Below are 26,009 nucleotides of genomic sequence, written 5' to 3'. Positions count from 1 at the left end.
TCCCCCAGGAAGTCGCGCGCCCCGGGCGGGCCGATCCCCCGGGCGGACGTGACGATCGCCATGCCGCCCGCGGGGAACTCCCGAGGCCCGCCGTCCCACTCACCCGGCGCCCACGTCCCATGTGGCGAGCGCCGGGCTGCCGTCAGTCCGGCCGCCGGCCGATCCGCATCCCGGGCCTGCGCCGGTGGACGGTCATGTAGTCCAGGCCCTCCGCGCCCGCGGTGACGCTGCGGGACGAGCCGTGCGGCAGCCAGCACAACGCTCCGGGGGCCAGCCGCACGGTGCCGTCGGGCGCGTCCAGGCTCCCGTGGCCCGCGATGACGAGCAGGAGCACGTCGAGGTCGGGCTCGGCGTGGGTCTCGATGTGCTGGTCCCCCACCAGGTGAATGACGTTGGCGTCGAGTTGACGTCCGGACTCGGCGAGCTTCCACAGCGCGCCCGCGGGCGCCTGCGGTCGCGCCGTGAGGGCGTGGACGTCGCAGAGGAGGGCGGGCGCCGGCGCCGCGGTGGGCTCGGGGTGCTGGTCAGGCATCCGTGGACGCCTTGCCGATCCGTACCCGCCACACCTCGGGGCCGGATTCGACGTAGTCCCAGGTGTGGGCGCCCGGGTGCGTGGCCTCGAACTCGCGGCGCAGCGGCTTGGGGTCGTGGTTGTTGACGAGGGTGAAGGACTCGCCGGGGGCGAGGCGTGCGTAGCGGGCGAAGATCCGCGGATGGCGCTGTCCGTGCCGGATCTCGCGCACGTCGATCACCTCGGGCGCGTCGAGCGAACCGCCGTCGAGCAGGGTACGCAGGTCGGCGACGAGGGTGGGCAGGTCGGCCCCCGGCATGGCCGCGAGCGCGGGCAGCAGGACGGTCTCCTCCGCCGCCAGGTGGACGGCCAGGACCGCTTCCACCGCCCGCGCGGCCTCGACCGCGGCGGCAGCGTCGGGGAAGGCGGCCAGCGCGCCGATGCGCGCGTCGAGTGCCGCGGAGCCGCCGCGCAGGGCCCGGACGAGCAGGCGTGTCTCGGCCGCGCCCGAGGCAGCCGCGTACAGCGTCTGGTCTGCGGCCGCCAGGTACCGGCGCAGCTCACCGGTGCAGAAGGCGACCAGGGCCGCGTCCACGGGGGCGCCGGAACTCCCGTCCTTCGCCGGCTCCGTGAAGCCGGCGAGTTCGGCGCGCAGCCGCTCGTGCACGTCGTGGACCTCTGCCCGTGCCCGCACACCCGGGTCGGTCTCTGTCGCGTCAATGTAGATCTCGGATGACGGTGCCACCTCGGAGCTCCTTCCGTCCCTGACTCTCTTCGTACCTGACTCTCGCAGCGACGATTATTACATGTACCATTTGGAGAAACCGACCGCCGGTGTGAGGAGCGCAGCGTGAGCCATGACGACGAGTGGCAGCGCCTCTCCCCGCGCCGCCAGGCCGTACTGGACGCCGTGCGCGACGCCGACGCCCCGCTGGGTGTCGCGGACGTCGCCGACCGGCTCGCCGTCCACCCCAACACGGTCCGCTTCCACCTCGACGCGCTCGTGGCCGAGGGCCGCGTCGAACGGATGGTGGAGCAGCCGTCAGGGCCCGGGCGGCCTCGCACCGTCCATGTCGGGCGGCGCGGAATGGACCGCGGAGGGGCGCGTCGCTACCGCCTGCTCGCCCGAGTCCTGCTCGGCCAGCTGGCCTCGACCGGATCCGGGGCCAAGGCCGCGGCCACGGATGCGGGACAGGCCTGGGGGCGCTACCTGGTCGAGCAGCTGCCGCCTCCCCGCCGCCCGTCGGCGCGGGAGGCGGTCGGCCGGCTCAACGCGATGCTGGCCGATCTGGGCTTCGACCCGCAGCCGGTCGGCGACGTCGCGGCACCGGACGTCCGGTTGCGCCACTGCCCCTTCCTCGAACTGGCCGAGGAGTACGGCGAGGTCGTGTGCCCGCTCCACCTGGGCCTGATGCAGGGCGCGTTGGCGGAACTGCGCGCGCCCGTGGAGGCCACTCGCCTCGAACCGTTCGCCGAGCCCGACGCGTGCCTGGCACACCTGACGGCCACCGGGGCCGCATAGCGCCGCCCCGGCCCCCAACCCCGTGATCCCGCGCCCGCACACCTGCGGCCCGCACGTCCGATCGACCACTCAGGAGCACTCCATGCATGTCGCCGACAGCGGTTCCACCCAGCGCCGACGCGCCCCCATTCCGGGCGGCCCCGTCGCGGCACCGCTCATGGACACCACGACGTCCGACCGTGTCGCGGTCGTCCACGTGGAGATCCCGGCGGGCGGTGGAATGCCGGAGCACGACCACGGGCCCTCCCAGATCGTCCTGATCCCCCTCTCGGGCCCGGTGGAGCTGCGGCACGGCACGGAGCTGCACACCCTGACCCCTGGCGCGGCCGCGCACATCGACACGGGCGAACGGGTCAGTCTCGCCAACCCCGGTACGGACACGGTGTCGTTGATGGTCGTGGCCTCCCCGCCGGAGTTCGCGTCCCGGCTGGCGGCCTGGCCGCTCGATCAGTAGCCCGAGCGCCGGGGCCGGCCGCGTTCGCCGGCCCCCTTTCCCGCTCTCCTACAAGAAAGAAAGTACGAACAGCTCCGATGATCACCCTGTCAGCGGGCATAGCAAGCGCCGTCACCTTCGTCTGGCTCGGCATGGTGCTGGCGATCTCCTTCCTCGAGGCGCCGTTGAAGTTCGGGGCCCCCGGGGTGACGATCCCGATCGGCCTCGGCATCGGCCGCAGGGTCTTCCGTGCCCTCAACCTCTCCGAGGCCGTCCTGGCGCTGGCGGTGATCATCACCGTCGCCGCCAGCGCACCCCCGGTGGCGGTCATCGTGAGCACCGCCGTCGCCGCGGCGGTGCTCGCCGCGCAGCTCGCCGTCGTCCGCCCGGGTCTGAACCGGCGCTCCGACGCCGTGCTCGCCGGCGAGGATCCGGCGCTGCACCGCTCCCGCGCCCACCTCTACTACGTGGGTCTCGAGGTCGTGAAGGTGGCGGCGCTGATCGCGCTCGGCTGCACCGTTCTGTCCGGCTGAGCCCACCCGGAAGCCGACCCTGCGCACGCGGGCCGGAGGCCTCATATACGGTTCGTCATCCACCATTGTCCCGAAAACCCCTGTAGCAACCGTGCGTTCCCGGGTATTGACGGGAGCCTGCCGGGCGCTGAAAGGTGGGATCGTATATGAGACACGGTACGTCCCCCGGGGGCACATGACGTCCCTTCACGGGGCGTGCCTCTCCCGCGGAGGCCAGTGATGAACGTGCACGAACACGGCACACAGCGGGCCGCGCTCGCTGACGTGGTGGCGGTCCCGGTCACACCGTTCACCTCCGCCGGCGGCGGTCTGGACGAGGACGCCTACCGGGCGCTGCTGCGCAGACTGCTCGACGCGGGCGTCACCACGCTCGTCCCGAACGGCAACACCGGCGAGTTCTACGCGCTCGAGCCGGCGGAGCGCCGTGCCGTTGTCGAGATCACCGCCGCGGAGGCGGGCAGCGAGGCGCAGATCATCGCCGGTGTCGGCATGGACACCCCGACCGCCGTCGCCGCGGCCGAGCACGCCCGCGAGTCGGGCGCCCACATGGTGATGGTCCACCAGCCCGTCCACCCCTACGTCTCCCGCGGCGGATGGGTCGACTACCACCGCGCGATCGCCCGGGCCGTACCCGAACTCGGCGTCGTCCCCTACGTGCGGGACCCGCGGATCACCGGGGCGGAGCTGGCCAGGCTCGGCGAGCTGTGCCCGAACGTGATCGGCGTGAAGTACGCCGTGCCGGACGCCGCGCGCTTCGCCGCCGTCGCCCGCGACGCCGGCCTCGACCGCTTCGTGTGGGTCGCGGGTCTCGCCGAGCTGTACGCCCCCGGCTACTTCGCCTCCGGCGCGACCGGCTTCACCTCGGGGCTCGTCAACGTCGCCCCCGCACTCTCGCTGGCCATGCTGTCGGCGCTGCGCGGAGGGGACTTCGCCGCCGCGATGGAACTGTGGGCGCGGGTACGCGACTTCGAGGAGCTGCGCGCCCAGGACTCCAGTGCCGACAACGTCAGTGTGGTGAAGGAGGCGCTGCACCTGATGGGTCTTTGCGGCCGCGACGTGCGCCCGCCGAGCCGCGTGCTGCCACCGGAGCGCAGGGAGCTCGTCGCCGCGGCCATCAAGACGTGGGGGGCGGACGCGTGACGCCGTCCGAAGGGCCGTGCGTGAAGACGCCCGAGCAGCTGCGCAGCCACCAGTGGTACGGCACCGAGGGGCTGCGGTCGTTCAGCCACCGCGCCCGCACCCGGCAGCTCGGCTACCTGCCGGAGGAGCACCTCGGCAAGCCGGTGATCGCGATCCTCAACACGTGGAGCGACATCAACCCCTGCCACATGCACCTGCGCGAACGGGCCGAGGCGGTCAAGCGCGGCGTCTGGCAGGCCGGCGGCTTCCCGCTGGAGTTCCCGGTGGCGACGCTCTCCGAGACCTTCCAGAAGCCGACACCGATGCTCTACCGGAACCTGCTCGCCATGGAGACCGAGGAACTGCTGCGTTCCTACCCGGTCGACGGCGCGGTGCTGATGGGCGGCTGCGACAAGACCACGCCCGCCCTGCTGATGGGCGCGGCGAGCGTGGACCTGCCCGCGGTCTTCGTCCCCGCGGGCCCCATGCTGCGCGGCCACTGGCGCGGCGAGACGCTCGGCTCGGGCACCGACATGTGGAAGTACTGGGACGACCGGCGCGCCGGGCTGATAGGCGACCGCGAGCTGGGCGAACTGGAGTGCGGTCTCGCCCGCTCCCCCGGTACGTGCATGACGATGGGCACCGCGTCCACCATGACGGCCGCCGCCGAGGCGCTCGGCCTCACGATCCCCGGCGCGTCGTCCATCCCGGCCGTCGACTCGGGGCACCACCGCATGGCCGCGGCCGCGGGCCGCCGCGTGGTCGACCTCGTCTGGCAGGACCAGCGGCTTTCGCGCTTCCTCACCCGTGGCTCCTTCGAGAACGCCGTCACCACCGTGATCGCCCTGGGCGGCTCCACCAACGCCGTCATCCACCTGATCGCCATGGCCGGGCGCTCGGGTGTGCGGCTCACCCTCGACGACTTCGACGCGATCGCGCGCTCCACGCCGGTGCTCGCCAACGTCCGCCCGGGCGGCGCCTACCTGATGGAGGACTTCCACTACGCGGGTGGCCTGCCCGGCCTGCTCGGCCGCCTTGGCGACCGGCTCGACCTCGACCGTCCCACCGTCACGCACGCCACACTGCGCGAGCAGCTCGACGGCGCCCTCGTCCACGACGACGACGTCATAAGGCCGCCGGACAACGCGCTCGCGGCGGAGGGCGGCATCGCCGTACTGCGCGGCAACCTGGCCCCTGACGGCGCGGTCGTCAAACACATAGCGGCCGAGCCGCACCTGCTCAAACACACCGGGCCCGCCGTGGTCTTCGACGACTACCGGCAGATGCAGAAGACCATCGACGACCCGTCCCTCGGCGTCACCGCGGACTCGGTGCTCGTCCTGCGCGGCGCGGGACCGCTCGGCGGCCCCGGCATGCCGGAGTACGGGATGCTGCCCATCCCGAAGTACCTGCTCGAACAGGGGGTGCGGGACATGGTGCGGATCTCCGACGCGCGGATGAGCGGAACGTCCTACGGGGCGTGCGTGCTGCACGTCGCACCGGAGTCGTACGTCGGCGGCCCGCTCGCGCTCGTCCGCACCGGGGACCTGGTCACACTGGACGTGCAGGCGCGCACCCTGCGCCTTGAGGTCGACGACGAGGAGCTGGCGGACCGAAGGGCCGCCTGGCAGGCCCCGGGCCCGCGCTACGGCCGCGGATACGGAGCCCTGTACCAGGAGCAGATCACCCAGGCGGACGCCGGCTGCGACTTCGCCTTCCTGTCACGCCCGGGCGAGGTCCCCGACCCCTACGCGGGCTGACACGCCCGCCGGCGGCGGGAGTTCACCACGATCATCCGCTGCTGCGCAGCCTCTTGACCACGCATCCGCGACACCCTACCGTCCCGCACATCGTATATGAGATCTCTGGCCGCACGAGGTCTCCCGGCTCTGGAGCAACAACCGTGTCCGACGCACTCGCCCGTAGGGGCCACGCCCACCCCGGCACCCTGCCGTCCCGTACGGAGGTGGTGCTCGAAGCGATCAAGCACGCCATCCTGACAGGGGAGTTGAAGCCGGGCCAGGCCCTGGTGGAGAGCGATCTCGCCGAGCAGCTCGGCGTGTCGAAGACACCGGTACGTGAAGCGCTGAAGACACTCGCCGCCTCCGGGCTCGTCAACATGAGCCCGTACAAGGGCGCGGCGGTCCGCGCGGTCGACCGGACGCACGCCCGCAGTGTGTACGACATGCGCCTGCTGCTCGAACCGACGGCGGCGGCCAGGTCCACCGCCGCGGGACGGGTCCAGGAGGACGCGAAGGCCGCACTCGACCTCGCCGACCGGGCGCAGGACACGGCAGAACGATCGCTGGCCAACCGGGCGTTCCACCGTGCGATGTACGCGGGCTGCGGCAACCCGCTGCTGGTGAGGTCGCTCGACGAGCTGCGCGACCAGACGGCGCTGCTGTCCACCGCGGCGTGGTCCACGCGGCCGTCCTGGGACCTGGAGGCCGCCGAGCACCGCACGATCCTCCAGGCCGCCGAGGCCGGGGACGCCGAGCGCGTGCGCGATCTGATGCGGAGCCACATCGCCGCCTTTGTGGCACGGAACTTCCCTGAGGGGGAGGCATGAACGCGCCGACCTGATCCCACCTCTCCCGATCCGCGTCCCCCCGTCGCAAGTGTGGTCACGCCCGAACACACCGTCACCTGTGGTCCCCGAGGAACAGCGCTTCCACCCCCCACCCCACCACTTCCGACCGAAGGGCTCCGCCTGCCATGTCCGCACACAGCGACTTCCCGACGCGAGACTCCCGCAGCCTGCCGAGAGCGCTGTCCCGCCGCCGGGTGCTCTCCACCTTCGCCACGGCGGCCGCGGCGGGACCCGTGCTCGCCGCCTGCTCCGCGCCGAGCAGCGGCACGTCCGACAAGAAGGCCGCGCCGAGCGCCCTGGCCAGCGCGCCGTCCAAGCCGGTCACGCTGAACATCCTGGACGTCGCGGGCAACCTGGCGCTCACCCAGCCGATCATCGACGCGTTCAAGGCCAAGCATCCCGAGATCGTCGCGAAGGTGACCACCTCCACCGGGACCGCGCCCGAGCTCGCGCCGAAGGTGCAGGCGCAGCAGCAGGCCGGGAACGTGCAGATCCAGCTCGTCCTGTCCGGCACCGACGGGCTGGCAGCCGGGATACAGAAGGGTCTGTGGTACGACCTCAAGCCGTACTACGACCGGTTCCTGCCGGGCCTGATGGCCAACTACCAGCCGGCTGCCGCCTCGATGGCCGCGCTCGCGCAGGACCAGGGCGTCGAGCTGGTCTGGTACCCGTCGGGGCCGCTGCTCGAGTACGACCCCGCCAAGCTGCACACGCCGCCCACCACCACCGACGCGCTGCTCGACTGGGCCAAGGCGAACCCGGGCAAGTTCCAGTACGCGCAGCCGCGCAACTCGGGCCCGGGGCGCACGTTCCTGATGGGCCTGCCCTACCTGCTGAAGGACTCCGACCCGACCGACCCAACCAACGGCTGGTCCCGCACCTGGGCGTACCTGACCGAACTCAACAAGTACGCGGCCCAATACCCCTCCAAGACGTCGGCGACGATGACGAACCTGGCCCAGGGCACCGTCCACCTCCTCGCCACCACCACCGGCTGGTACATCAACCCGCGCGCGCTCGGCACGGTGCCGAAGTCGATGACGGTGGCGAAGTTCGACAACCTGACCTGGGTCAGCGACGCGCAGTTCGCCATCATCCCCAAGGGTGTCTCGAACGACGAACTGGTGGCCGCGCTGCGGCTGATCGCGTTCATGCTCACGCCGGAAGAGCAGGCCGTGACGTACGACAAGGGCTACTTCTACCCCGGCCCCGCGGTCAAGGACGTCTCCCTCAGCCAGGCCCCGGCGTCGTCGCAGGCGGTCATGGCGAAGTACGGCGACTCGCGCTTCGACGGCTGGATCAAGGACAACCCGATCAAGAACTCGCTGCCCGCCACCGCGCAGGTCACGGCGTTCGACCTGTGGGACAAGAAGATCGGCTCGACGAAGTGAGTGCGGTGACCGACATGACCGGCACGACAGCGGAACCGAAGGGGGCGCCCGCCCCGAGAGCCGCGGGCAACCGGCCCGAGTCCCAGATAGGCGAGTTGCGCATCAGCGGCCTCAGCCGCGCGTACGGAGCGCACACCGCCCTGCACCCGCTCGATCTGACCATCAAGGGCGGCGAGTTCGTCGCGCTGCTCGGCCCGTCCGGATGCGGCAAGACCACGGCCCTGAACTGCCTGGCCGGCCTCCTGCCGCTCACCTCGGGACAGATCGAGCTCGACGGCAGGCGGATGGACACCGTGCCGCCGGAGAAGCGCGGCTTCGGCATGGTCTTCCAGAACTACGCTCTCTTCCCCCACCTCACCGTCCGCGCCAACGTGGCCTTCGGGCTGAAGATGCGCGGCACGGGAAAGGCGGAGACCGGGCGGCGGGTCGACGAGGTGCTGCGCCTCGTCCAGCTGACCGAGCAGGCGCACAAGCACCCCGGTCAGCTCTCGGGCGGCCAGCAGCAGCGCGTGGCCATCGCGCGCGCGATCGTCATGGAGCCTGCCCTCGTCCTGATGGACGAGCCGCTGTCCAACCTGGACGCGGCGCTGCGGCTGGAGATGCGCAGCGAGATACGCCGCATTCACCAGGAGTTCGGGCTCACCACCGTCTATGTGACGCACGACCAGGAGGAGGCGCTCTCCCTGGCGGACCGGCTGGTCGTCCTGCACGCCGGCCGGGTCAGCCAGATCGGCACGCCCGCCGAGCTCTACGAGCACCCTGCCGACCCGCACGTGGCCGCGTTCATGGGCTACCGGAACATGCTGACGCTGCACGTCGTCTCGTCGCACGGCACGGAGGCGGTCGTCCAGCGGCCGGGCCTGCGGCTCGCCGGGACCGTCGTCGGTCAGGAGCCGGTGGCGGCGGGCCAGGAGGTCACTGTCGCCATCAGGCCGGAGGACCTGCGGATCGCGCAGGACGGCGAGGAACCCAACGCCGAGGCCGTGGCCGAGGTCGTGGAGTACCACGGCCGTGCGCTGCATGTGGAGGCGGTCACGCGCGAGGGCGACCGCATCCACGTCAAGGCGCAGCGCGAGATCCGGCCGGGTGACGCGCTCGCCGTCGCGGTGGACACGGACCGGGCGCTGCTCTTCCCGGCGCCGGCGCCGGCCGAATCGCCCGGCGAGGAGGTCCCCGCATGAGCGGCCTGCCCCTGACGCCCACGCCCGCGACTCCCCCTACCGGGAGTCCCCCCACCGGGACTCCCCCGTCCGCCCTGGCCGAGCGACGCGGCAAGACGGCCCTGCGCCACCGCCTGGCCGAACGCGGCGTCGATCGGACCCTGTTGCTCGTGGTGCCGGCGGCGCTCGCGATGATCGCCCTGTTCTGCTACCCGTTCCTCTACGGCCTCCAGCTCTCCTTCCAGCCGACGAAGGGCGGCGCGCTCGGCGCGTACCAGCAGTTCTTCTCCGAGCCCTTCTCCCGCAAGTCCATCTGGGCCACCTTCTCGCTCGCCATCCCCGCCGCGCTGATCAACGTGGGGGTCTCGGTGCCGATCTCGTACCGGATGCGGCGCGACTTCCGCGGCAAGCGGCTGCTGCTCGCGCTGCTGGTCGTCCCGATCACCCTGGGCACGGTCCTCACGGCCGAGGGCATCCTGGAGTTCTTCGGGCCGGCGGGCTGGTTCAACCGCACCCTGCACCTGCTGGGGCTCGCCGACTCGCCGGTGAAGCTGACCATGAACTACACGGGCGTGCTGCTGTCCCTGATCATCAGCGGCTTCCCGTTCGCCTACCTGCTGACCCACTCCTACCTGTCCGGCATCCACCCGAGCCTGGAGAGAGCCGCCTCCACACTCGGCGCGGGCTGGTGGCAGCGGTTCCGCTACATCACACTCCCGCTGCTGCTGCCGGGCCTCATGACCACGTTCTCGCTGAGCTTCGTGATGGCCTTCGCCGTCTTCCCGTCGGCGATGATGGTCGGCGACCCGAACGGCTCGACCCACGTCATCTCCATCGAGGCCTACCAGGCGGCCCTGGAGCGCTTCGACTACGCGCAGGGCAGCGCGGACGCGATGATCATGACCGCGCTGATGCTCGTCGTCCTCGGCGTGATCGCGGGCCTGCGCTCCCAGCTGTACCGCGGATCCACCGGAGGCAAGGGATGAGCGCTCAAACGATCGGCGTCGCACGCGCACCGAGGCGCGGCATCACACTGCGCCCCGGGGCGTGGCTGACGTGGGCCGCGCTGGTGTTCTTCTTCGTCAACCTGCTCGGTGTCATCGCCACCGTGCTGCTGAACTCGTTCGGCGGCCGCTGGTTCGCCAGTTGGCTGCCGTCCGGCTGGACGGGCCACTGGTACGGGGACGCCTGGAAGGAGTTCAACCTCGGGCGGGTGCTGGGAACCACCGTCGAGGTGACGTTCCTGGTGGTGCTCGTCTCGCTGGTGCTGGCGGTCCCGGCGTCGTACGCGCTGGCGCGCCAGGACTTCCCGGGCAAGAAGCTGCTGACGATCCTGTTCGTGCTGCCCATCCTGGTGCCGCCGATCGCGTACGGCATCCCCATGGCGACCGTGCTGTACAAGGTGCACCTGGCGGGGACGCTCACGGGCGTGGTGCTCGCGAACCTCGTGCCGTCCATCCCGTTCGTCATCTTCACGATGACACCGTTCATCGAGCAGATCGACCCGAAGATCGAATCGGCGGCCCGCATGTGCGGGGCGTCCACCTGGACGGTGCTGACCCGCGTCCTGTCCCCGCTGCTGCTCCCGGGCATGCTCGCGGCGGGGATCCTGGTGCTGGTGCGGACGTTCGGCATGTTCGAACTCACCTTCCTGACGGCAGGATCGACCAGCCAGACGCTCATCGTGGCGCTGTTCTCGGCGGTGAACTCGGCGGGCATCCGCTCCACGCAGTCCATCGACGCGATGGCGGTCCTCTACACGGGCACGATGGCGGTCCTGCTGCTGGTGGCGCTCCGCTTCGTCAACCCGACTCAGCTGATCGCGCGTTCGTCGGACTGACACGGGCACCCGCACCCCGGAGGGGCGCGGTGGCTCAGGGTACTCCCCCGCGCACACCGCGTCCCTGTCCAGGGCCCACACCGGGCTGGGCCCGCTGCGTGTAGGCCACCCTTTTCGTGGTACTCCGTCCGGCATGGCCGGTATCGGGCTCGGCAGCGTCGGCGCCGTCGTCCCGGCACCGGGCGGTGGCCTTCAAGACCGTCCGAGAAGGAGAGGCGGCATCCTGCCATGCGCTTTCACAGTCGCCAGGCGGCCGGCCAGGAGCTCGGTCTGAGGCTCGCGGAGTGGGCGGACGACGGCGAACTGCCCCAACCCGTCGTCCTCGCGCTGCCCCGCGGCGGTGTGCCGGTGGCCACCCAGGTCGCCCGGGCCATCGGCGCACCCCTGGACGTGCTCGTGGTACGGAAGATCGGTGTGCCCGGCAGGCCGGAGTCGGGCGTCGGCGCGGTCGCGGGCGACGACCCGCCGGTGTTCGACCAGCAAGGTCTGTGGATGACCGGTCTCAGCGAGGACCGGCTGGCCCAGGACGTTGCCCGGGAACGTGCGGAAGTGCAACGCCGCGCCCAGGTCTACCGCGGCGACCGTGCCATGCCCGACGTCGGCGACCGCACTGTGATCGTCGTGGACGACGGCCTGGCCACCGGCGCCACCGCACGCGCCGCCCTGCGCCACCTTCGGCGCCTCGAACCCGCGCGGCTGGTACTCGCCGTCCCCGTCGGCGCCCCCGGCACGGTCGCCGAGATGCGCTCGGAGGCCGACACCGTCATCTGCCTCCTGCAACCACCTGACTTCCAGGCGGTCGGCCTCTGGTACGACGACTTCGACCAGGTGGGCGACGACGAGGTCATCGCCATGCTCGCCGAGTACCGCACACTCGCCACCTGACGAGCGGCGCCTACGGCGCGGACCCGTCGGCGGGTGACGCGGGCAGGAAGGCGATCCGGCCCGCGGCCGGTTGCTGGGACCGCTTCGTCGCGGGGGTGAACGCCTGCACCGGGTGCTCGGACCACATCGCGACGAACTCCGTGCTGGCGGCGGTGAGCGCGCGCAGCAGTTCCCGCACCCGCGGGTCGTGCGGACAGCGCCCGACCGCGGCGCGGAACTGCCCCAGGATGTCCGTGGACTCGCGCCGCCAGTACACGTGGCGGGCTCGCCCTGCTCGTGCACGTCCTCGTCGGCGGGTCCCGGCGCCACGAGCGGAGTGTGCCGTAGCGCCGCGGCGGCTCCGGCTGCTTGACTGCACACCATGCCGCGAACGCTCGGACAGCCAAGACCCGACTCCGCCGCCTACATGCTGCGGGCGGCCGCCGGCCAGGCCGGACGCGCGTACAAGCAGGTCATGCTGGACCTGCTGGACGTGCGGCCGGGCCAGACCGTGCTCGACGTGGGCTGCGGCCCCGGCACGGATCTGCAGTCGCTCGCCGACCGCGCGGGCCCGGACGGCACGGTGATCGGCGTCGACCACGACCCGGCGATGCTGGCCCGGGCCCGCGGCCGTGTGGCCTCCCTGCCGACGGTCGGCATCCGCGAGGCTGACGTGCACGCGCTGCCGGTCGATCCGGAAACGGTGGACCGCGCCAAGGTCGACCGTGTTCTCATGCACGTCGCGGACCCTTCGGCCGTCCTCGCCCAACTCCGTCGCGTGGTCCGCCCCGGCGGCCGCGTCGCCCTGGCCGAACCGGACTGGGACACGCTCGTCGTCGACGCGGACGACCTGGAGACGAGCCGCGCGTTCACCCGCTTCACCACGTCACAGGTGGTGCGGAACTCCGCCATCGGACGCGGGCTCCCCCGGCTCGCCGAGCAGGCGGGGTTCGCCGTCGAGACCGTACGGACCACGGCGCCGGTCTTCCGCGACGTCGACGAGGCCGACCACGTCCTGGGCCTCGGGCGCAACATGCGGAAGGCCATCGACGGCGGACACATCGACGAGGCCAGGGGCCTGCGCTGGTTCACGTCGCTCGCCCAGGGACCGTTCTTCGCCACGTTCACGCTGGTGACGGTGGCCTGCACCCGCTGAAACCGAGGCGCTCTTGCGCCGCAGATCGCGCCCGGTGCTCAGCGCCGCGGCGGCCGGCAGGCCGAGTGCCAGGGCCTGGCTGAGGGAGCCGGGGCCTGGGGCGGCCCGTACGCCGGTCACGAGATCCTGCCCCGCCGCGAGGGCCAGACCGCCACCGACGCACAGCAGCGCCGAGGCCGGCCGGCGTGCGCTCGGCAGGACGGCGGTCCGTGCGGTGACGACGACGAGGACGCACACCCGGTAGGCGCCGAACCCCGTCACACCTGCGGCGACCCCGCTCCACGCCATCAGGCACATGCCGCGGCCGGCGGCGGTCGGCGCGGCGAGTGTGCGCACGGCAGCTCCGGCCAGGCGGCGGAGGGCGAGCGCCTCACCCCGCGGCGGCGGAAGCGGCCCGAACAGGGCGACGGTGAGCACCCGGCGGGTCCGGCCGCCCAACGTCTCGGGCCAGTCGCTTGGATGCGGCCAGAGCCGTACGGACCCGCTGCTGATCGCCTGGTTCCTGATCGCCGAGGCGGCGTTCAACTTCGCGCTCTGCATGATGGCCAACGCGGCGGCGGGCTTCATCACGCGCCCGCCGCGCATCCGCCGCCGGATCGCCGCGACGTCGGCGGTCGCGTGATGCGTCGCGCTCGTGCCGGCGGTCGCGTTCCACGCGGCGCTCTGGTCGGCCCTCGGCTCGGGCCCCTGACGGCCCCGGCCCTGGAGGCGCTCACCCTGGGCGCGGGCCTGGCCACGACGCCGGCCACGGCGGGGCCGCTCCCGGCCCGCTGCCCGGTCCTGGCTCGACTCAGCTCATCGCGCGTTCGTCGGAATGACACCGTTCACCCAGCGGGTGAGTGCGGAGGAAGGTGAGCATCAGCGATGTGGCGCTGATGGTCTGGGTAGCGCCGGCCGAGCTGCCGCCGGGCCAGACGTGGCCACCGCCGGCGATGCGGTAGTGCGTGACGCCCGCATGGTCCTGGCAGTGGCTCCAGCGCAGTCCGGTCACGTCGGCCTTGTGGAAGAAGGTGTGCGGCCCGGTGGTACAGCCGTCCTGGCGAGCCCACTGGGCCGCCCAGTCCATGACCGGGGGGAGGTCGCGGCTCGGGTCCCCCGCATAGGGGATGACGGTGTCGCCTGTGCCGTGGAAATCGAGTACGGGTACCGGGCGCGCGGGCGAGCAGCCGTGCTGTCCGTACAGTGCGCCGGAGACGACGGTCACCGCGGCGATCCGGCGGGACATCGAGCAGGCGAGTCGGGCGGCGAAGGCACCGCCGTTGGATTTCCCGGCGAGCATGATGCGGGACGGGTCGACGCAGAGCGTCTGCTGGAGGTGGGTGATGAGGTCGCTGACGAAGAGGGGGTCGTCGGCCATCTCCGGGGTGCTGTACGGGGCTCCGGGCCAGGCGGCCTCATGGGTTTTCCCGGTGCCGGGCAGGCCTTGGGGGTAGACGGCGATGGTGTGCGGGTCGGTGACGGCCGTGACGTCGGCCTGCGAGATGCCGGACTTTCCCCGTCCGTGGAAAACCAGGACCAGTTGGTCGGGCCGGTCGGGCCTGTACCCGGCCGGGATCTGGAGAACGTAGTCGCGGGTACGGCCGCCGGAGTCGATGGTCTGTGCTGCACGGGTGCCGGGCGTGGCCGGCGGGCGCAGGCCGCAGCCTGTGGTGGGCAGTTCGTGGTCCACCACCGCTGTGGAAGGGGCGCCGGTGACGCCCGGGGCCGGTGCCGCCGCTTCGGCGGGGGCCGCCGCGGCGGATGCCGCGGCGGCCAGAGCCGCGGCGATGGCGAGGGCGCGCAGGCGCCCGGCGATCGGGGAGAAGCGCATCGTCCTGCCTTACTGCTGTGAGCGGTTGGCTGTGAGCTGACGGCTGTGAACGGGGCGGTCAGGGCATGGGTCAGAGGACCTGGTCGAGGAAGCCGCGCAGACGCTCGTTGCGAGGCGAGTCGAAGAACGCGTCCGGGGCGGCGGTCTCCAGCAGCCGGCCGCCGTCGAGGAAGGCGACCTGGTGGGCCGCCTCGCGGGCGAAGCGCATTTCGTGGGTGACCACGATCATGGTCATGCCCTGGGCGGCCAGGTCGCGCATGACTGCCAGCACGCCTTTGACCAGTTCCGGGTCGAGCGCGGAGGTGGCCTCGTCGAAGAGCATCACCTCCGGGTCCATGGCCAGCGACCGTGCGATGGCGACACGCTGTTGCTGGCCGCCGGACAGCTGGGCGGGGCGGCGGTCCTCAAGACGGTCGAGCCCGACCTCGGCCAGCCGTCGCCGGGCGATCGAGACCGCTTCCTCGCGTGGCCTGCCGAGTACGCGCTGGAGCGCGAGGGTCACGTTGTCCAGGACGGTGTGGTGCGGGAAGAGGTGGAAGCGCTGGAAGACCATGCCGACGCGGGTTCTGATCCGGTCGACGTCGGCCCCGGGTTCTGTGATGGCCTCCTGGCCGATCAGCACCCGCCCGGAGTCCGGCCGTTCGAGGAGGTTCGCGCAGCGCAGCAGCGTGGACTTGCCCGACCCGGAAGGACCGATGACGCAGGTGGTCGTACCGCCCTGGACCACCAGGTCCACCCCGCGCAGCACCGGGGTCGGGCCATAGCTCTTGCTCACGGACTCGTACCTGACCGCGGTGGGGGCCCCGGCACCGGGAGCGGTGGTCGCGCCTGAGGTCCGCCGGGAGGCCGGGGCCGAACTCGGCGAGTTGCTCATGTGAGTACCTCCTGCGGCGGTGCGGTCTCGGCGGGCGCGGCGGCGGACGGCGACCTGCGGCCGTCGCGCAGCCGGCGGTCCCAGGCGTTGACCGCGTAGGTGAGCGGGATGGTGATGGCCAGGAACAGCACACCGGCGGCGACCAGCGGGGAGAGCGAGGCGTCGTTGGTCGAGGCGTCCTGGGCGATCGCGAACATCTCGCGCTGACCGGTGACCAGGCCCAGCAGGTACACCAGTGCGGTGGCCTTGATGACGAGGATGAACTGGCCGGTCAGTGCGGGCAGTACGCTCCGGAAGCCGATCGGGATGACGACCAGGCGCATCGTCGAGCGGTGTGACATGCCCAGGCTGCGGGAGGCCTCCACGATCCCGGGGTCGACGCTCTGGAAGCCCGAGCGGAAGATCTCCGCCATGTATGCGCCCTCGGTGAGTCCGATGGCCAGCGCGGCGTATCCGTAGGTCCAGCCGCCGAAGACGTTCAGTCCGGCGAGTGGCAGGCCCTGGCCGATCAGGTAGATGCTGAGGATGTGCGGGAGCCCGCGCAGTACGTCCACGTAGGCGCGGCAGGGAGCCCGTACCAGCGCGGTCCGCGACATCAGGCCGGCCGCGAGGAGGATGCCGACGATCAGTCCGATGACGCTGGCGAGCGCGGCCAGCAGCACGGTGTTGCGCAGGCCGACCTTGAGCAGCGAGGGGAAGACCCCGCCGATCAGGTGGAGGTTGAAGAAGGTGTCCAGGAACTGGTGCATGTGGATCGGCCCCCTATGACGGGCTCGGGGAGCCCGCCGCGACCTGCTTCATGCCGGGGTAGTCGTCGAGGAGCTTCTGCGGGATCTTGCTGCCCGGCGGGTTCCACTTCGCGTAGAGCTTGGTGTAGGTGCCGTCGGTCATGACCGAGGCCAGCGCCGTGTTGAGTCCCTTGAGCAGCTTGCGCCGGTCCTTGGCCACCGGGAATGCGCTCATTCCGCTGGTGATCGGGGGCGTGGCGGTGAAGCCGGCGTGCTGGCGCAGCAGGGTCTGCGTGGTCGTCACCCCGGTGAGCAGGCCGTCCACCTGGCCCGCGACGAGGGCGTTCGTGCTGGCGGCGACACTGGGGAACTGCTTCACGACCACCTTCGGGTCGAGTTTCTGGATCAGCGGGATCAGCTCGCTGCCCTGGGTGATCGCCACGGTCTTGCCGTTGGCCGCGGCCACGGTCGCGATCGGCTCCTTCTTCAGCGACAGCAGCCGCGCCTGGCTGTATCCGACGGCTGTGGTGAAGGCGGCCTGCCGGGAGCGGTCGGGGGTGACCAGGGTGCCGAAGGCCGCCGCGTCGTACATGTGGTTGCGTACGTCCGGCAGCATGCTGTTGAAGCTGGTCGCGACGTAGCCGGCCTTGAGGCCCATTTTCGCGGCCACCGCCTTGGAGAGGTCGACCATGAAGCCGGCCGGCTGTCCGTTCTGGATGAAGGAGACCGGCTTGTCGTCCGAGCGGTAGGCGAACTTGATCCGACCGGCCGATATCGTCCCGTACTTGTTGGACGCGGCCGAGGAGCCTGAACCGCCGCAGGCGGTGAGCGACAGCGAGAGCAGGCCGAGCGTTGCGGCGGCGAGGACGGTGCGGCGCTGAGGTGTGCGGCGCTGAGGTGTGCGGCGCACAAGGGCGTGGGAAGTCATCGGGCCTCCAAAGCCCGCTCGTCGGACACGGGCGGGTGGGGAACACGGTCGGGCAGGGCGATGAAGCCTTCGAGGAAGGCGGCGACGCGGTCGACGACGGTGGTGATGATCCGCTTTCCCGCCTCGGGGTCGGCGAGCCGTCCGTCGCCCAGGTTGCCGTCGGCGCTGAGCACGTCGTAGGCCTGGGGGAAGTGGATGTGCGGATGGCCGCGGCTCAGCCGGCCGGCCGGCTCGAGATCGTCCAGCGCGGCGCTTCCGCGGGTGAGCCACCCGGACTGCACGAGGGTGGGATCGGCGAACATCGCCTGGGAGGTCTCGATCTCGCAGCTGTGACCGCGCACCCGGCTCTGCGCCAGTTCGGCCGTCACGTCGGAGGCGACAGCGGTCACCCCGCTCCACGCGATGTGCAGGTCCTGGAAGTCCGCGCGCAGCCGGGACACGGACAGGTCGACGGCGGAGTTGTTGCCGCCGTGCCCGGTCAGCACGAACACCCGGCGCCAGCCGTGCCGGTAGAGGCTGGTGACGAGTTCCTGGACGACGGCCATGAGGGTGGGGCCTGTCAGGGTCAGCGTCCCGGGGAAGGCCATGTGGTGCTCGGACAGGCCGACGGGAACGGCCGGTGTGATCACCACGGACGGCGAAAGGCGTTCGGCGACCATGTCGGCGACGGCCTCCGCCCTTGTGGTGTCGGTGCGCTGGGCCAGCCCGCGGCCGTGCTGCTCGCACGCGCCCAGCGGGATGAGCGCGACGGGTGCGACGGCGCGCAGCCGATGTATCTCCGGCCAGGTGAGATCTGCCAGCCGGTGTGATCGGGGTTCGTTGGTCATCAGTGTCCCGGTTCGAGAGGGTGGAAGTGCCGCGCGGGCGTGGCGAGCAGCCCGCCGTGGCCGGAGTTGCTCGTCCGCTGCGGCGGTAACCGGCGTGGGGCGGGAGCCCACGCGAAATCGAGTCGTTGAGGACGTCGCCGGCTCAGGACCGGGCGATGTCCGCGCGCAATTGCTCGAGGTGTGCGCGGGTCAGCTGTTCGGCCGCCGGCGCGTCGCCGTCCCGGACGGCACGCAGGATCGCCGCGTGCCCCTCGAAGTCCCACTGGCGGTCGTGGATCATCCGCCGCACCCGGCGCTGCTCGCGGCTGCGGACCGCGAGCAGCGAGTCCACCACCTCGAAGAGCACCTGGTTGCCCGAGCTCTTGGCCAGTTCGCGGTGGAAGTTCAGCTGCGGCCGGGGGTCGCCCGGTTCGCGGGTGGCGGTCTCGCAGGCCAACTCCAGGCGCTCCAGATGCTCTTCGGTGCGGTGGACGGCGGCCACGGCCGCGATGCCGGGCTCGATGACGAGCCGGGCCTCGACCAGCTGCAGTGCCAGCACCTCGTGGTCGGGGACGGCGGAGTTGGGGTTGGGCATCAGGGTGCGGTGGATGCCCTCGCCGACGTAGACGCCGGCGCCGTGGCGCAGGACCACCGCCTCGGTGGCCTGCAGGCGGCGCAGCGCCTCGCGCATGGTGGGCGGTGTCACGGAGAAGCGGGCGGCCAGCTGCTTCACGGTCGGCAGTGGCGCCCCCGGGGGCAGTGACTGCTCGGCGATCAGATCCAGCATCCCGCCGACGAGCCGCTCGGAGAGGGTGACCGTCGACATCGCTGCCGTGTCCGCGTCGCGCATGGTGTGCCTCCCGGTCGGCCGTATTTGCTAAGTGAATAAATCACTTGGTCAATCGGCCGTCAAGAGGTGTGACAGCACGCGTCTGGCCAGTACTGGTGGGAATCAGCGCGACCGAACACTGATGACTGAGTGCGACGATCGCCCCCGACGCCGTCCGCCGTCGTAACCCGCCTCGATTCAGGCGCCCTTGAACTGGGGATCGCGCCCGGCGCTCAGCGCCGGGGAGCCAGGTAAGCGAGCGTCAGGACCCCACCGGGAGAGCCGGGCCCGGGAGCGGTCCGGACGACGGCCACGAGATCCTGGCCCGCCGCGAGGGCCGGCCCGCCACCGATGCACAGGAGGGCCGAGGACAGCCGGTGCGCGCTCGGCAGGACGGCGGTCCGCACGGCGACAGCGACGAGGACGCCCACCCGGTGGGCGACGAATCCGAGAGTGGCCCAGCAGTGGATGCGCAGCCCGACATCGCCGAACCCCGCGCGGCGCTCCGGCCGCCCCTCGGCTCGGGCCCGGCCACGGCGTTGGCCACGGCGGCGCTGCTGCCGCCCCGCAGCCCGGGCCCGCCACAGGGTCTGCGCGGTATCGGGTTTCGGTCAGCCACACCGGACGCGGAGTCGGGCCGCGGCCTGTACATGGTCTCGGCGCTCGCGACCCGCTGGGCGGTGACGCCGCGCGACACCGGCGGACCGGGCAAGACGGTATGGGCGGAGGTCCGGATCGGAAATTCACCCAAGGGGGACGGGCTGATCAGCCGGGCGGACAAGGCAGCGCATGAGCTGCCCGCCATCCCCGTCCCCGGCCGGGCCAGGCGGTGTTCACCGGTCGTCAGGCCAGAGACGGAACGCTGCATGGCCGGTCAGCGGGCGCACTGTCCGGAAGTGCCGGCGATCCAGGGTCAGGACGGCATCCGTCCGGTACTCGGCGGCCATGACGACGTTCATGGTGTCCGTGAGCCCGATCTGCGGGTAGCGGCGCATCGTGACCAGCGCGGTCGACAGGTGCGGCTCGACCTCGGGCACCGCGTACCGCCGCACTGCGGCGCGGTCCCGGATGTGGGCGAGCGCACCGTGCGCGGCGTGAGGGCCGACCCTCGTGGTCAGTAGGTAGTCGAGTTCGGCCAGCACCAGAGGCGTCACCACCAGGTGCGAGGCGGCCGCCACCGCCGCGCGGCACTCCTTGTGCTCCGCGTCGGTGCCGTCGTAGTAAGCGAACAGTCCTGAAGTGCCGGCGATCAGTACGGTCACGCGCCGAACCCCTCCAGGTAGCCGCCTCGACCCGCCGACCAGTCCACGGGTGCCGCACTGTGGAACACCGGCGCCTCGTCGTCCTCACCCATGGAGTCGGCCGGGTAAGGCGGCACAGGGAGGACCTCATCGCCGACAGGGGCGAGCACGGCGACCGGACGTCCGTTCTTGGTCACCGTGATGCGCTCGCCACGCTCTGCGGCGGCGAGGATCTTCGATGCGTTCTGATTGAACTCACGGGCGGTCGTCTCCATGTACTACAGAGTAGTACATGGAGACGTGGTGTGCGCTGCGTGGATCGCCGGCGCTCAGGCGACGGGCCACCGAATCCGAGGACAGGAAACCCGCTCGACCACGAGCCGGCGTCGGGGCTTGGATACGGCCATGCATCTCGACTTGAGTCTCGGAGACGGCCTGCGCGGGCGAGCCCTGGCCGGTGACCACGCCGCGCTGCTGGTCGAGGCGACTTCCGGGGAGAGGGCCCCGTCCCTGTGGGCAGGCCGACCTGTAGGCCCCTACTCCCTGTACGACGCACAGAAGGCCTTGTCGCAGTGGGACCCGTCAGCCGGCGGTCAGTTCTCCATCGGGATCCTGCGCGGGCAGCGTCTGCTCGGTGCTGTCGGCCTGATGCCGGACGGTCCCGGAAGCATGGAGCTGGCGTACTGGATCCGGCCGGAAGAACGGCGCCGTCGCCTCGCCTCACTGGCCGTGCCCGCGATCACGTCCTGGGCACACGATGCCCTCGGCGTCCCCAGGATCTGGCTGGAGATCAACCCACTCAACGAGCCGTCACTCCACCTCGCCCAGCGTGCTGGGTACCATTTCGAACAACGCCTGCCCCGGCACTGCCGTGCATGGTCGTCCGAGGACGCCGAGCAGGACACCTGGCACGACTGCCTCATCTGGACCCACCTCGGCGGGCAAGCACCCGCCACCACGGACCGCTGATCAGGCGGACACGAGGGACAGGCGCAGTCGCTCGCGCATGTGGCAGGGGCTGCGCAGGCGAGGCTCCCTTTCTCCGGTCGAACGAAACCCAGTGCGCTCATAGAGCCGCCGCGCGTGGTCGTTGCCATCGACGACGGTCAACGACACGAACTCGGCGCCCTGTTCTCCGGCCCAGGCGAGTACGGCGTCGACCAGGGCCTCTCCGACACCCTGTCCCCGCCATGCAGGGTCAACCCACATCGCATCGAGTTGAAGCTCGACCGAGGTGGGGAAGGGCGGGGCGACTGCCGCCACGATCCCCACTGGTTGCCGTCCAGCCCATGCCAGAAGCCAGACGCTGTCCGCGATCCGATCACGCCAAAAGCTCTCCGGTCGAGCTCGTTCATCCTCGAACGTCGAGCCGAACGCGTCGGGGTCCGCGTCGAGGGCGTGCAGTCGAATCGCCCTCAGCACAGTCCAGTTCTCTCAGGCCACCCTTCCCACTCTCACCATGGCGTTCATGCTGCGCTCACCGGCGCCTTCGCGACCACGACGGACAGCGTCAGCCGTTCTTCAGCGTGCGGTCGAGGAGGGCGAGGAGGCGGTCCCAATGGCGCTTCAGGGCAGCGGGGTTGAAGGCATCGGTGTCGGACATGGTGAAGCCGTGGACGGTGTCGGCGTAGATCTCCGTGGTGTAGCTGACGCCTGCGGCGTCCAGGGCCTGGTCGAGCTCGCTGATGGCCTCGGGCGACATGTCGCCTTCGGCGAGGCCGAGGTGGACCTCAGCGGTGAGTTGAGGGAGGAGACGGTGCGGGCTGTCGGGCGCCTTGGTGGCCAGGAAGCCCGGGTGGAACCCGGCGAGGGCGGCCACCCGGTCGGGGTGGGCCGTCGCGGTGCGCATCGCATAGGCGGCGCCGATGCAGTAGCCGATCACGGCTACCGGTCCCGTGCCGGCCTCCGGCTGGGCGGCAAGAAACCGCAGGTAGGCATCAGCGTCACGCAGGACCTGTTCGACGGTGTGCTCCTCGATCAGGGGCATCAGGCGAGCGATGATCGCGGGCCGGGTCTCTTCCCCGATGTGCGCGGGGAGTTCGATCACCGGCGCCGTGCCGTGCCGGTAGTGGAAGTTGGGGACGAGTACGTAGTACCCGTATTCGGCCAGTTCGCGGGCTCTCCGCTCCAGCTCGGGCCGCAAGCCGAACGCGTCCGTGTACAGCAGCACTCCGGGGTGCCGCTCGCCGTGGTCGGGGAAGGCCGCGAACGCGTCGGCCTGGCCGTCGGCAGTGGGGACAAGCAGTGTCTTGGTGGGCATGGATACTCCTGTCGTCGTTGACGTGTCGAGCGTGGTCAACGTGACAGAGGCGGAGCCCGCGCGACGATCAAAGGATCGCCGGGTCACCAATCCGTGCGTGGCATGATGCCGTCCCGGTGTTCATCGCCGCCCAACCTAGCCCGCCGGGTGACGCCGGCGCCACCGCGTGCGCACAGCAAAAGACCCCACCGTCAGCATCTCCGCTGGTGGTGAGGTCCAGGCACACTCGCACAGTGTGCCCCCGGCAGGATTCGAACCTGCGCACACGGCTCCGGAGGCCGTTGCTCTATCCCCTGAGCTACGGGGGCGCTGCCGCCCCTCGGGGGCGACGACAGGAACCCTACCAGCTTCCGGGGCTCCCTCGTGAACTGGTATTTCGCGGTCACGCCGAGGTTTTCCTGCCTGTCTTCTTCTGCGCCTTCTTGCGCGGCTGCTTGCGGTCCCCCAGGTGTGTGACCTCGGCGTTCTCGTCCCCCTGCTCCCCCGCCGCCTCCTGGGCCGCGCGGACGCTCTTCTCCAGGGCCGACATCAGGTCGATCACCTTGCCGCCCTTCTCCTCACGCGCCGGCGTCGGCGCGGGAGCGCCCTCGGCCTTGGCCGTGACCAGTTCCTCGACCGCCTCGCGGTAGTCGTCGTGCAGGGTGTCCAGGTCGATCTCGCCGAGCGTGTTCATCAGGGCGTCCGCCAGGTCCAGTTCCTTGTCGCGTACCGAGACGTCCGCGTCGGGGGCCGCGCCCTCCGCGCCTCGGATGTCTTCCGGCCACAGCAGGCCGTGCATCGCGATCACGTCGTCCACCACACGCAGCATGCCCAGGCGTTCGCGGCCCCTGAGCGCGAACTTGGCGATGGCGGCCTTCTCGCTCCTCTTCAGCGCCTCGCGCAGCAGCGTGTAGGGCTTGGCGGCCGGTGCGCCGTTCGCCTGGAGGTAGTAGGCCGTCTCCATCTGGAGCGGGTCGATCTTGTCCGCCGCGACGAACGCGACGATCTCGATCGTCTTCGCCGTCGGCAGCGGCAGCGCCGCCAGGTCCTCGTCGCTGATCGGGATGATGGATCCGTCAGCGTCCTCGTAGCCCTTGCCGGTCTCTGCCGTGGTGACCTCGTGGTCGTCCAGCTCGCACACCTTGTGGTAGCGGATGCGCCCGCCGTCCTCCTTGTGGATCTGCCGGAAGGACACGGAGTGGTTCTCGGTCGCGTTCATCAGTTTGATGGGGATGCTGACCAGCCCGAAGGAGATGGCGCCGTTCCAGATCGATCGCACTGCTCATCCCTTTCGAGAATCATGACCCTATTGCGTGGAATTCTTAGTTTATGACGCCTATCACGGAGGTGGAGGGACGGCGGCTCACGCTCAGCAACCTCGACAAGGTGCTGTACCCCGCCACAGGCACCACGAAGGGTGAGCTCCTGCACCACTACGCCCGCACGGCCGCACCCCTGCTGGCCCACCTCGCCGACCGCCCGGCCTCGTTCCTGCGCTACCCGGACGGCGCCGAGGGCGAGACGTTCTTCTCGAAGAATCCGCCGCCCGGTACGCCGGACTGGGTGAGAGTCGCCGATGTCCCGCGCTCCGCCCGCCGGGGCGGCGATCGGGGCCGCCAGGTCGTCGTGGACGGGCTCGCGGCCCTGATGTGGGCGGCAAACCTGGTCGTGGAGTTCCACACTCCGCAGTGGCGGGCCACCGCCCCTGCCGTCGCCGACCGCATCGTGTTCGACCTCGACCCGGGCGCTCCCGCGTCCGTCGCCGAGTGCTGCCGCGTGGCGCTGTGGCTGCGTGAACGCATGGACGCCGACGGTCTTGACGCCTGCGCCAAAACGTCAGGCGCCAAGGGGGTGCACCTGCTGGTGCCCATCAGGACCGCGCCCTCCGCCGACGTGTCCGCGTACGCCAAGAAGCTCGCCCAGGAGGCGGAGGCCGCGCTGCCGTCGCTCGTCGTGCACCGGATGACGCGCTCGCTGCGCCCGGGGAAGGTCTTCGTCGACCACAGCCAGAACAGCGCGGCCAAGACGACTGCCACGCCCTACACCGTCCGCGCGCGCGTCGAACCCACCGTCTCGGCGCCCATCACCTGGGACGAGGTGGCCGCCTGTGCGGAGGGACGCGCGCGCCTCGTCTTTTTCATGGACGACATCCCCGGGCGGCTGGACGAGTACGGGGATCTGATGGCGCCGCTGTTCGAGGGCGGCGGGACGCTCCCCTCGTAACGGCCGCCCCCGGCCGCCCCCGGCCGCTCCCCTGGAGAAGAGTGTCAGTGGCGTGCGGGAGACTCATCAGGACGGCGCATGAGGCACGTCCCCCATCCGAAGGAGTCATTGCGATGATCATTCTGTTCGGCACCAGGACGTACCTGCAGCAACTCGCGATCCTCACGCTCGTCTGCGGCCGGTGCGGCAACCCGTCCGCGCACACACTGCGCAAGCGCGTCCTGAAGTTCACCCTCTTCTTCATCCCGCTGTTCCCGATATCCACCAAGTACGCGATGCAGTGCACGTTCTGCGGCGCCGAACAGCAGGTACCCAAGGAGCAGGCGGACGGGCTGCTCGCCACGGTCGCCCAGAGCGGCGGCGCGGCGCAGCCGCAGCCGGGGGTCGGGCAGCACGCGCCGCACGGGAGCGGGCCGGTCGCGTAGGGCGGCCACCACGGCCGCCCCGTCCCGTTCGGGGCCGTGCGGTGGGGTGTGCTCACGCGGCCGGCACGGAATCCCGCCGAGGGCAACTCCTGGACGTGTGCGCAGCGTGAAGTTTTGCGGGCTCTATGTGACGAAACTAGCGTGAATCGGGCGAGCCACTGGCCGGAATCGCCGGCTTCTCGCCCCCCAGGTCACCAGGAGTAACGATGCCACGGCGTTCCCTCGGCCTCCGTGCCACCACCCTCGCCGCAGTCACCCTCGCCGCCACCGCCGCCCTCGCCACCGTCCCCGCGGCCGCCGACGAGCCCCCGGCGAACCACACCACCCAGAGCCAGCAGGCGCCCCACAGCAGCCAGGCCCTTCACGACCAGCAGGCGCCGAACCACGCGCAGGCGCCGAACGGGCGTCAGCAGCCGGCCAACGAGGCGTGGAACGGGGGCAACGACGACGGCGGGCGTTACAAGGGCCGGGTCGTCGCCCACGGCGGCCTCTACCTGCGCGACAAGCCGACGCGCAGCAGCCGCATCGTCGGCCTGGCGAAGTACGGCAGCATCGTGCACATCTTCTGCAAGACGCGCGGTGACAACGTCGACGGCAACAACCGCTGGTACCTGCTGACGGACGGCACGTGGGCGTGGGGCTCCGCCCGGTACATCGACAACATCGGGCCGGCTCCGCGCTGGTGCTGACCCGTCAGGCGCATGAGTGAGGCGGCAGAGCCGTGCGCCGTATCGACATGCCTTATATCGTTACATAAACAGACATAAGGCATGTCTGCTTGCTACGT

General features: G+C 71.1%; 31 protein-coding genes and 1 tRNA gene. 17 read left to right on the top strand and 15 right to left on the bottom strand.

The window, feature by feature from the left end; genetic code table 11:
• Positions 1-142 precede the first annotated feature (142 nt).
• Together IH48_RS0105140 and IH48_RS0105135 are read right to left on the bottom strand one after the other, a co-directional pair.
• Positions 143-532, bottom strand: coding sequence for a hypothetical protein (locus tag IH48_RS0105140; RefSeq protein ID WP_030899674.1), 390 nt, complete (start codon positions 530-532; stop codon positions 143-145).
• Positions 525-1,256: a DUF2249 domain-containing protein gene (locus IH48_RS0105135; RefSeq protein WP_030899672.1), complete on the bottom strand. Its 732-nt coding sequence runs from the start codon at positions 1,254-1,256 to the stop codon at positions 525-527. The genes IH48_RS0105140 and IH48_RS0105135 overlap by 8 nt, the downstream gene beginning before the upstream one ends.
• A gap of 105 nt (positions 1,257-1,361) precedes the next feature.
• Between IH48_RS0105135 and IH48_RS0105130 the strand changes: the two genes are divergently transcribed.
• From IH48_RS0105130 to IH48_RS0105075, 11 genes are all read left to right on the top strand, one after another.
• Complete coding sequence (locus tag IH48_RS0105130; RefSeq protein ID WP_030899671.1) at positions 1,362-2,033, top strand: helix-turn-helix transcriptional regulator; 672 nt, start codon at positions 1,362-1,364, stop codon at positions 2,031-2,033.
• Positions 2,034-2,115: 82 nt separating this feature from the next.
• Positions 2,116-2,487, top strand: coding sequence for a cupin domain-containing protein (locus tag IH48_RS0105125; RefSeq protein ID WP_030899670.1), 372 nt, complete (start codon positions 2,116-2,118; stop codon positions 2,485-2,487).
• 77 nt (positions 2,488-2,564) lie between these two features.
• Positions 2,565-2,999, top strand: coding sequence for a hypothetical protein (locus tag IH48_RS0105120; protein WP_030899668.1), 435 nt, complete (start codon positions 2,565-2,567; stop codon positions 2,997-2,999).
• 219 nt (positions 3,000-3,218) lie between these two features.
• Entirely contained in the window at positions 3,219-4,139 is a 921-nt protein-coding gene (locus tag IH48_RS0105115) for a dihydrodipicolinate synthase family protein (RefSeq protein WP_030899666.1), read from the top strand.
• Positions 4,140-4,159: 20 nt separating this feature from the next.
• Positions 4,160-5,878, top strand: coding sequence for an L-arabinonate dehydratase (gene araD, locus IH48_RS0105110; RefSeq protein WP_030899665.1), 1,719 nt, complete (start codon positions 4,160-4,162; stop codon positions 5,876-5,878).
• A gap of 143 nt (positions 5,879-6,021) precedes the next feature.
• Positions 6,022-6,687, top strand: coding sequence for a GntR family transcriptional regulator (locus tag IH48_RS0105105; RefSeq protein WP_078849495.1), 666 nt, complete (start codon positions 6,022-6,024; stop codon positions 6,685-6,687).
• 146 nt (positions 6,688-6,833) lie between these two features.
• Positions 6,834-8,099: an extracellular solute-binding protein gene (locus tag IH48_RS0105095; RefSeq protein ID WP_078849494.1), complete on the top strand. Its 1,266-nt coding sequence runs from the start codon at positions 6,834-6,836 to the stop codon at positions 8,097-8,099.
• Positions 8,100-8,113: 14 nt separating this feature from the next.
• The gene (locus IH48_RS0105090) at positions 8,114-9,280 is read left to right on the top strand and encodes an ABC transporter ATP-binding protein (protein WP_078849520.1); all 1,167 of its coding nucleotides are present in this window, start codon (positions 8,114-8,116) and stop codon (positions 9,278-9,280) included.
• Positions 9,277-10,245 (top strand): ABC transporter permease, encoded by a 969-nt coding sequence (locus IH48_RS0105085; RefSeq protein ID WP_078849493.1) that lies wholly within the window; start codon positions 9,277-9,279, stop codon positions 10,243-10,245. Before IH48_RS0105090 ends, IH48_RS0105085 begins: the two co-directional genes overlap by 4 nt.
• Positions 10,242-11,099: an ABC transporter permease gene (locus tag IH48_RS0105080; protein ID WP_030899655.1), complete on the top strand. Its 858-nt coding sequence runs from the start codon at positions 10,242-10,244 to the stop codon at positions 11,097-11,099. Before IH48_RS0105085 ends, IH48_RS0105080 begins: the two co-directional genes overlap by 4 nt.
• Positions 11,100-11,327: 228 nt before the next feature.
• Positions 11,328-11,984, top strand: coding sequence for a phosphoribosyltransferase (locus tag IH48_RS0105075; protein ID WP_030899653.1), 657 nt, complete (start codon positions 11,328-11,330; stop codon positions 11,982-11,984).
• A gap of 10 nt (positions 11,985-11,994) precedes the next feature.
• Here the strand turns inward: IH48_RS0105075 and IH48_RS0105070 are convergent, their stop codons facing one another.
• A complete protein-coding gene (locus IH48_RS0105070; protein ID WP_267885302.1) occupies positions 11,995-12,342 on the bottom strand; it encodes a hypothetical protein in 348 nt (115 codons plus the stop codon).
• A 3-nt stretch (positions 12,343-12,345) separates the two neighbouring features.
• On the opposite strand from IH48_RS0105070, the gene IH48_RS0105065 reads away from it, so the two are divergent.
• On the top strand, positions 12,346-13,119 hold the full coding sequence (locus IH48_RS0105065; protein ID WP_030899649.1) for a methyltransferase domain-containing protein: 774 nt from the start codon (positions 12,346-12,348) through the stop codon (positions 13,117-13,119).
• A 409-nt stretch (positions 13,120-13,528) separates the two neighbouring features.
• Positions 13,529-13,741: a hypothetical protein gene (locus IH48_RS0105060; protein ID WP_030899648.1), complete on the top strand. Its 213-nt coding sequence runs from the start codon at positions 13,529-13,531 to the stop codon at positions 13,739-13,741.
• Positions 13,742-13,909: 168 nt separating this feature from the next.
• Here the strand turns inward: IH48_RS0105060 and IH48_RS0105055 are convergent, their stop codons facing one another.
• The 8 genes from IH48_RS0105055 to IH48_RS33035 form a co-directional block, all read right to left on the bottom strand.
• A complete protein-coding gene (locus IH48_RS0105055; protein ID WP_051839182.1) occupies positions 13,910-14,929 on the bottom strand; it encodes an alpha/beta hydrolase family esterase in 1,020 nt (339 codons plus the stop codon).
• Between the two features lie 70 nt (positions 14,930-14,999).
• Positions 15,000-15,704 (bottom strand): amino acid ABC transporter ATP-binding protein, encoded by a 705-nt coding sequence (locus IH48_RS0105050; protein ID WP_030899641.1) that lies wholly within the window; start codon positions 15,702-15,704, stop codon positions 15,000-15,002.
• 95 nt (positions 15,705-15,799) lie between these two features.
• The gene (locus tag IH48_RS0105045) at positions 15,800-16,552 is read right to left on the bottom strand and encodes an amino acid ABC transporter permease (protein ID WP_030899640.1); all 753 of its coding nucleotides are present in this window, start codon (positions 16,550-16,552) and stop codon (positions 15,800-15,802) included.
• A gap of 13 nt (positions 16,553-16,565) precedes the next feature.
• Positions 16,566-17,459, bottom strand: a complete 894-nt coding sequence (locus tag IH48_RS0105040; protein ID WP_051839180.1) for a transporter substrate-binding domain-containing protein — start codon at positions 17,457-17,459, stop codon at positions 16,566-16,568.
• Entirely contained in the window at positions 17,456-18,286 is an 831-nt protein-coding gene (locus IH48_RS0105035; RefSeq protein WP_051839178.1) for a creatininase family protein, read from the bottom strand. The genes IH48_RS0105040 and IH48_RS0105035 overlap by 4 nt, the downstream gene beginning before the upstream one ends.
• Positions 18,287-18,428: 142 nt before the next feature.
• The gene (locus IH48_RS0105030; protein WP_199809893.1) at positions 18,429-19,115 is read right to left on the bottom strand and encodes a FadR/GntR family transcriptional regulator; all 687 of its coding nucleotides are present in this window, start codon (positions 19,113-19,115) and stop codon (positions 18,429-18,431) included.
• 812 nt (positions 19,116-19,927) lie between these two features.
• The gene (locus IH48_RS0105020) at positions 19,928-20,356 is read right to left on the bottom strand and encodes a PIN domain-containing protein (RefSeq protein ID WP_030899630.1); all 429 of its coding nucleotides are present in this window, start codon (positions 20,354-20,356) and stop codon (positions 19,928-19,930) included.
• On the bottom strand, positions 20,353-20,610 hold the full coding sequence (locus IH48_RS33035; protein WP_037841045.1) for a type II toxin-antitoxin system Phd/YefM family antitoxin: 258 nt from the start codon (positions 20,608-20,610) through the stop codon (positions 20,353-20,355). Before IH48_RS33035 ends, IH48_RS0105020 begins: the two co-directional genes overlap by 4 nt.
• Positions 20,611-20,740: 130 nt before the next feature.
• On the opposite strand from IH48_RS33035, the gene IH48_RS0105010 reads away from it, so the two are divergent.
• On the top strand, positions 20,741-21,304 hold the full coding sequence (locus IH48_RS0105010) for a GNAT family N-acetyltransferase (protein ID WP_158710250.1): 564 nt from the start codon (positions 20,741-20,743) through the stop codon (positions 21,302-21,304).
• Here IH48_RS0105010 and IH48_RS34260 read toward each other — a convergent pair whose 3' ends face one another.
• The 4 genes from IH48_RS34260 to IH48_RS0104990 all read right to left on the bottom strand — a co-directional run bounded on the left by IH48_RS34260 (position 21,305) and on the right by IH48_RS0104990 (position 23,853).
• On the bottom strand, positions 21,305-21,757 hold the full coding sequence (locus IH48_RS34260) for a GNAT family N-acetyltransferase (protein ID WP_078849490.1): 453 nt from the start codon (positions 21,755-21,757) through the stop codon (positions 21,305-21,307).
• An 88-nt stretch (positions 21,758-21,845) separates the two neighbouring features.
• Positions 21,846-22,595, bottom strand: coding sequence for a dienelactone hydrolase family protein (locus IH48_RS0105000; RefSeq protein WP_030899625.1), 750 nt, complete (start codon positions 22,593-22,595; stop codon positions 21,846-21,848).
• A 236-nt stretch (positions 22,596-22,831) separates the two neighbouring features.
• Positions 22,832-22,903, bottom strand: a tRNA-Arg gene (locus IH48_RS0104995).
• A 74-nt stretch (positions 22,904-22,977) separates the two neighbouring features.
• On the bottom strand, positions 22,978-23,853 hold the full coding sequence (locus tag IH48_RS0104990; protein ID WP_030899623.1) for a Ku protein: 876 nt from the start codon (positions 23,851-23,853) through the stop codon (positions 22,978-22,980).
• Positions 23,854-23,903: 50 nt separating this feature from the next.
• On the opposite strand from IH48_RS0104990, the gene ligD reads away from it, so the two are divergent.
• The 3 genes from ligD to IH48_RS0104975 all read left to right on the top strand — a co-directional run bounded on the left by ligD (position 23,904) and on the right by IH48_RS0104975 (position 25,911).
• Positions 23,904-24,797 carry a non-homologous end-joining DNA ligase gene (gene ligD, locus IH48_RS0104985; RefSeq protein WP_030899621.1) on the top strand — a complete coding sequence of 298 codons (894 nt, stop codon included), beginning with the start codon at positions 23,904-23,906 and terminating at the stop codon, positions 24,795-24,797.
• A gap of 116 nt (positions 24,798-24,913) precedes the next feature.
• Positions 24,914-25,222: a zinc ribbon domain-containing protein gene (locus IH48_RS0104980; RefSeq protein WP_030899618.1), complete on the top strand. Its 309-nt coding sequence runs from the start codon at positions 24,914-24,916 to the stop codon at positions 25,220-25,222.
• 206 nt (positions 25,223-25,428) lie between these two features.
• Complete coding sequence (locus IH48_RS0104975; protein ID WP_030899617.1) at positions 25,429-25,911, top strand: SH3 domain-containing protein; 483 nt, start codon at positions 25,429-25,431, stop codon at positions 25,909-25,911.
• Positions 25,912-26,009 lie beyond the last annotated feature (98 nt).

Origin of the sequence: Streptomyces sp. NRRL F-5126 (genome assembly GCF_000721265.1) — a bacterium.
Classification (GTDB): Bacteria; Actinomycetota; Actinomycetes; order Streptomycetales; family Streptomycetaceae; genus Streptomyces.
The sequence above is the reverse complement of the archived record's forward strand: the minus strand, read 5'-3'. Positions and strand labels throughout refer to the sequence as shown.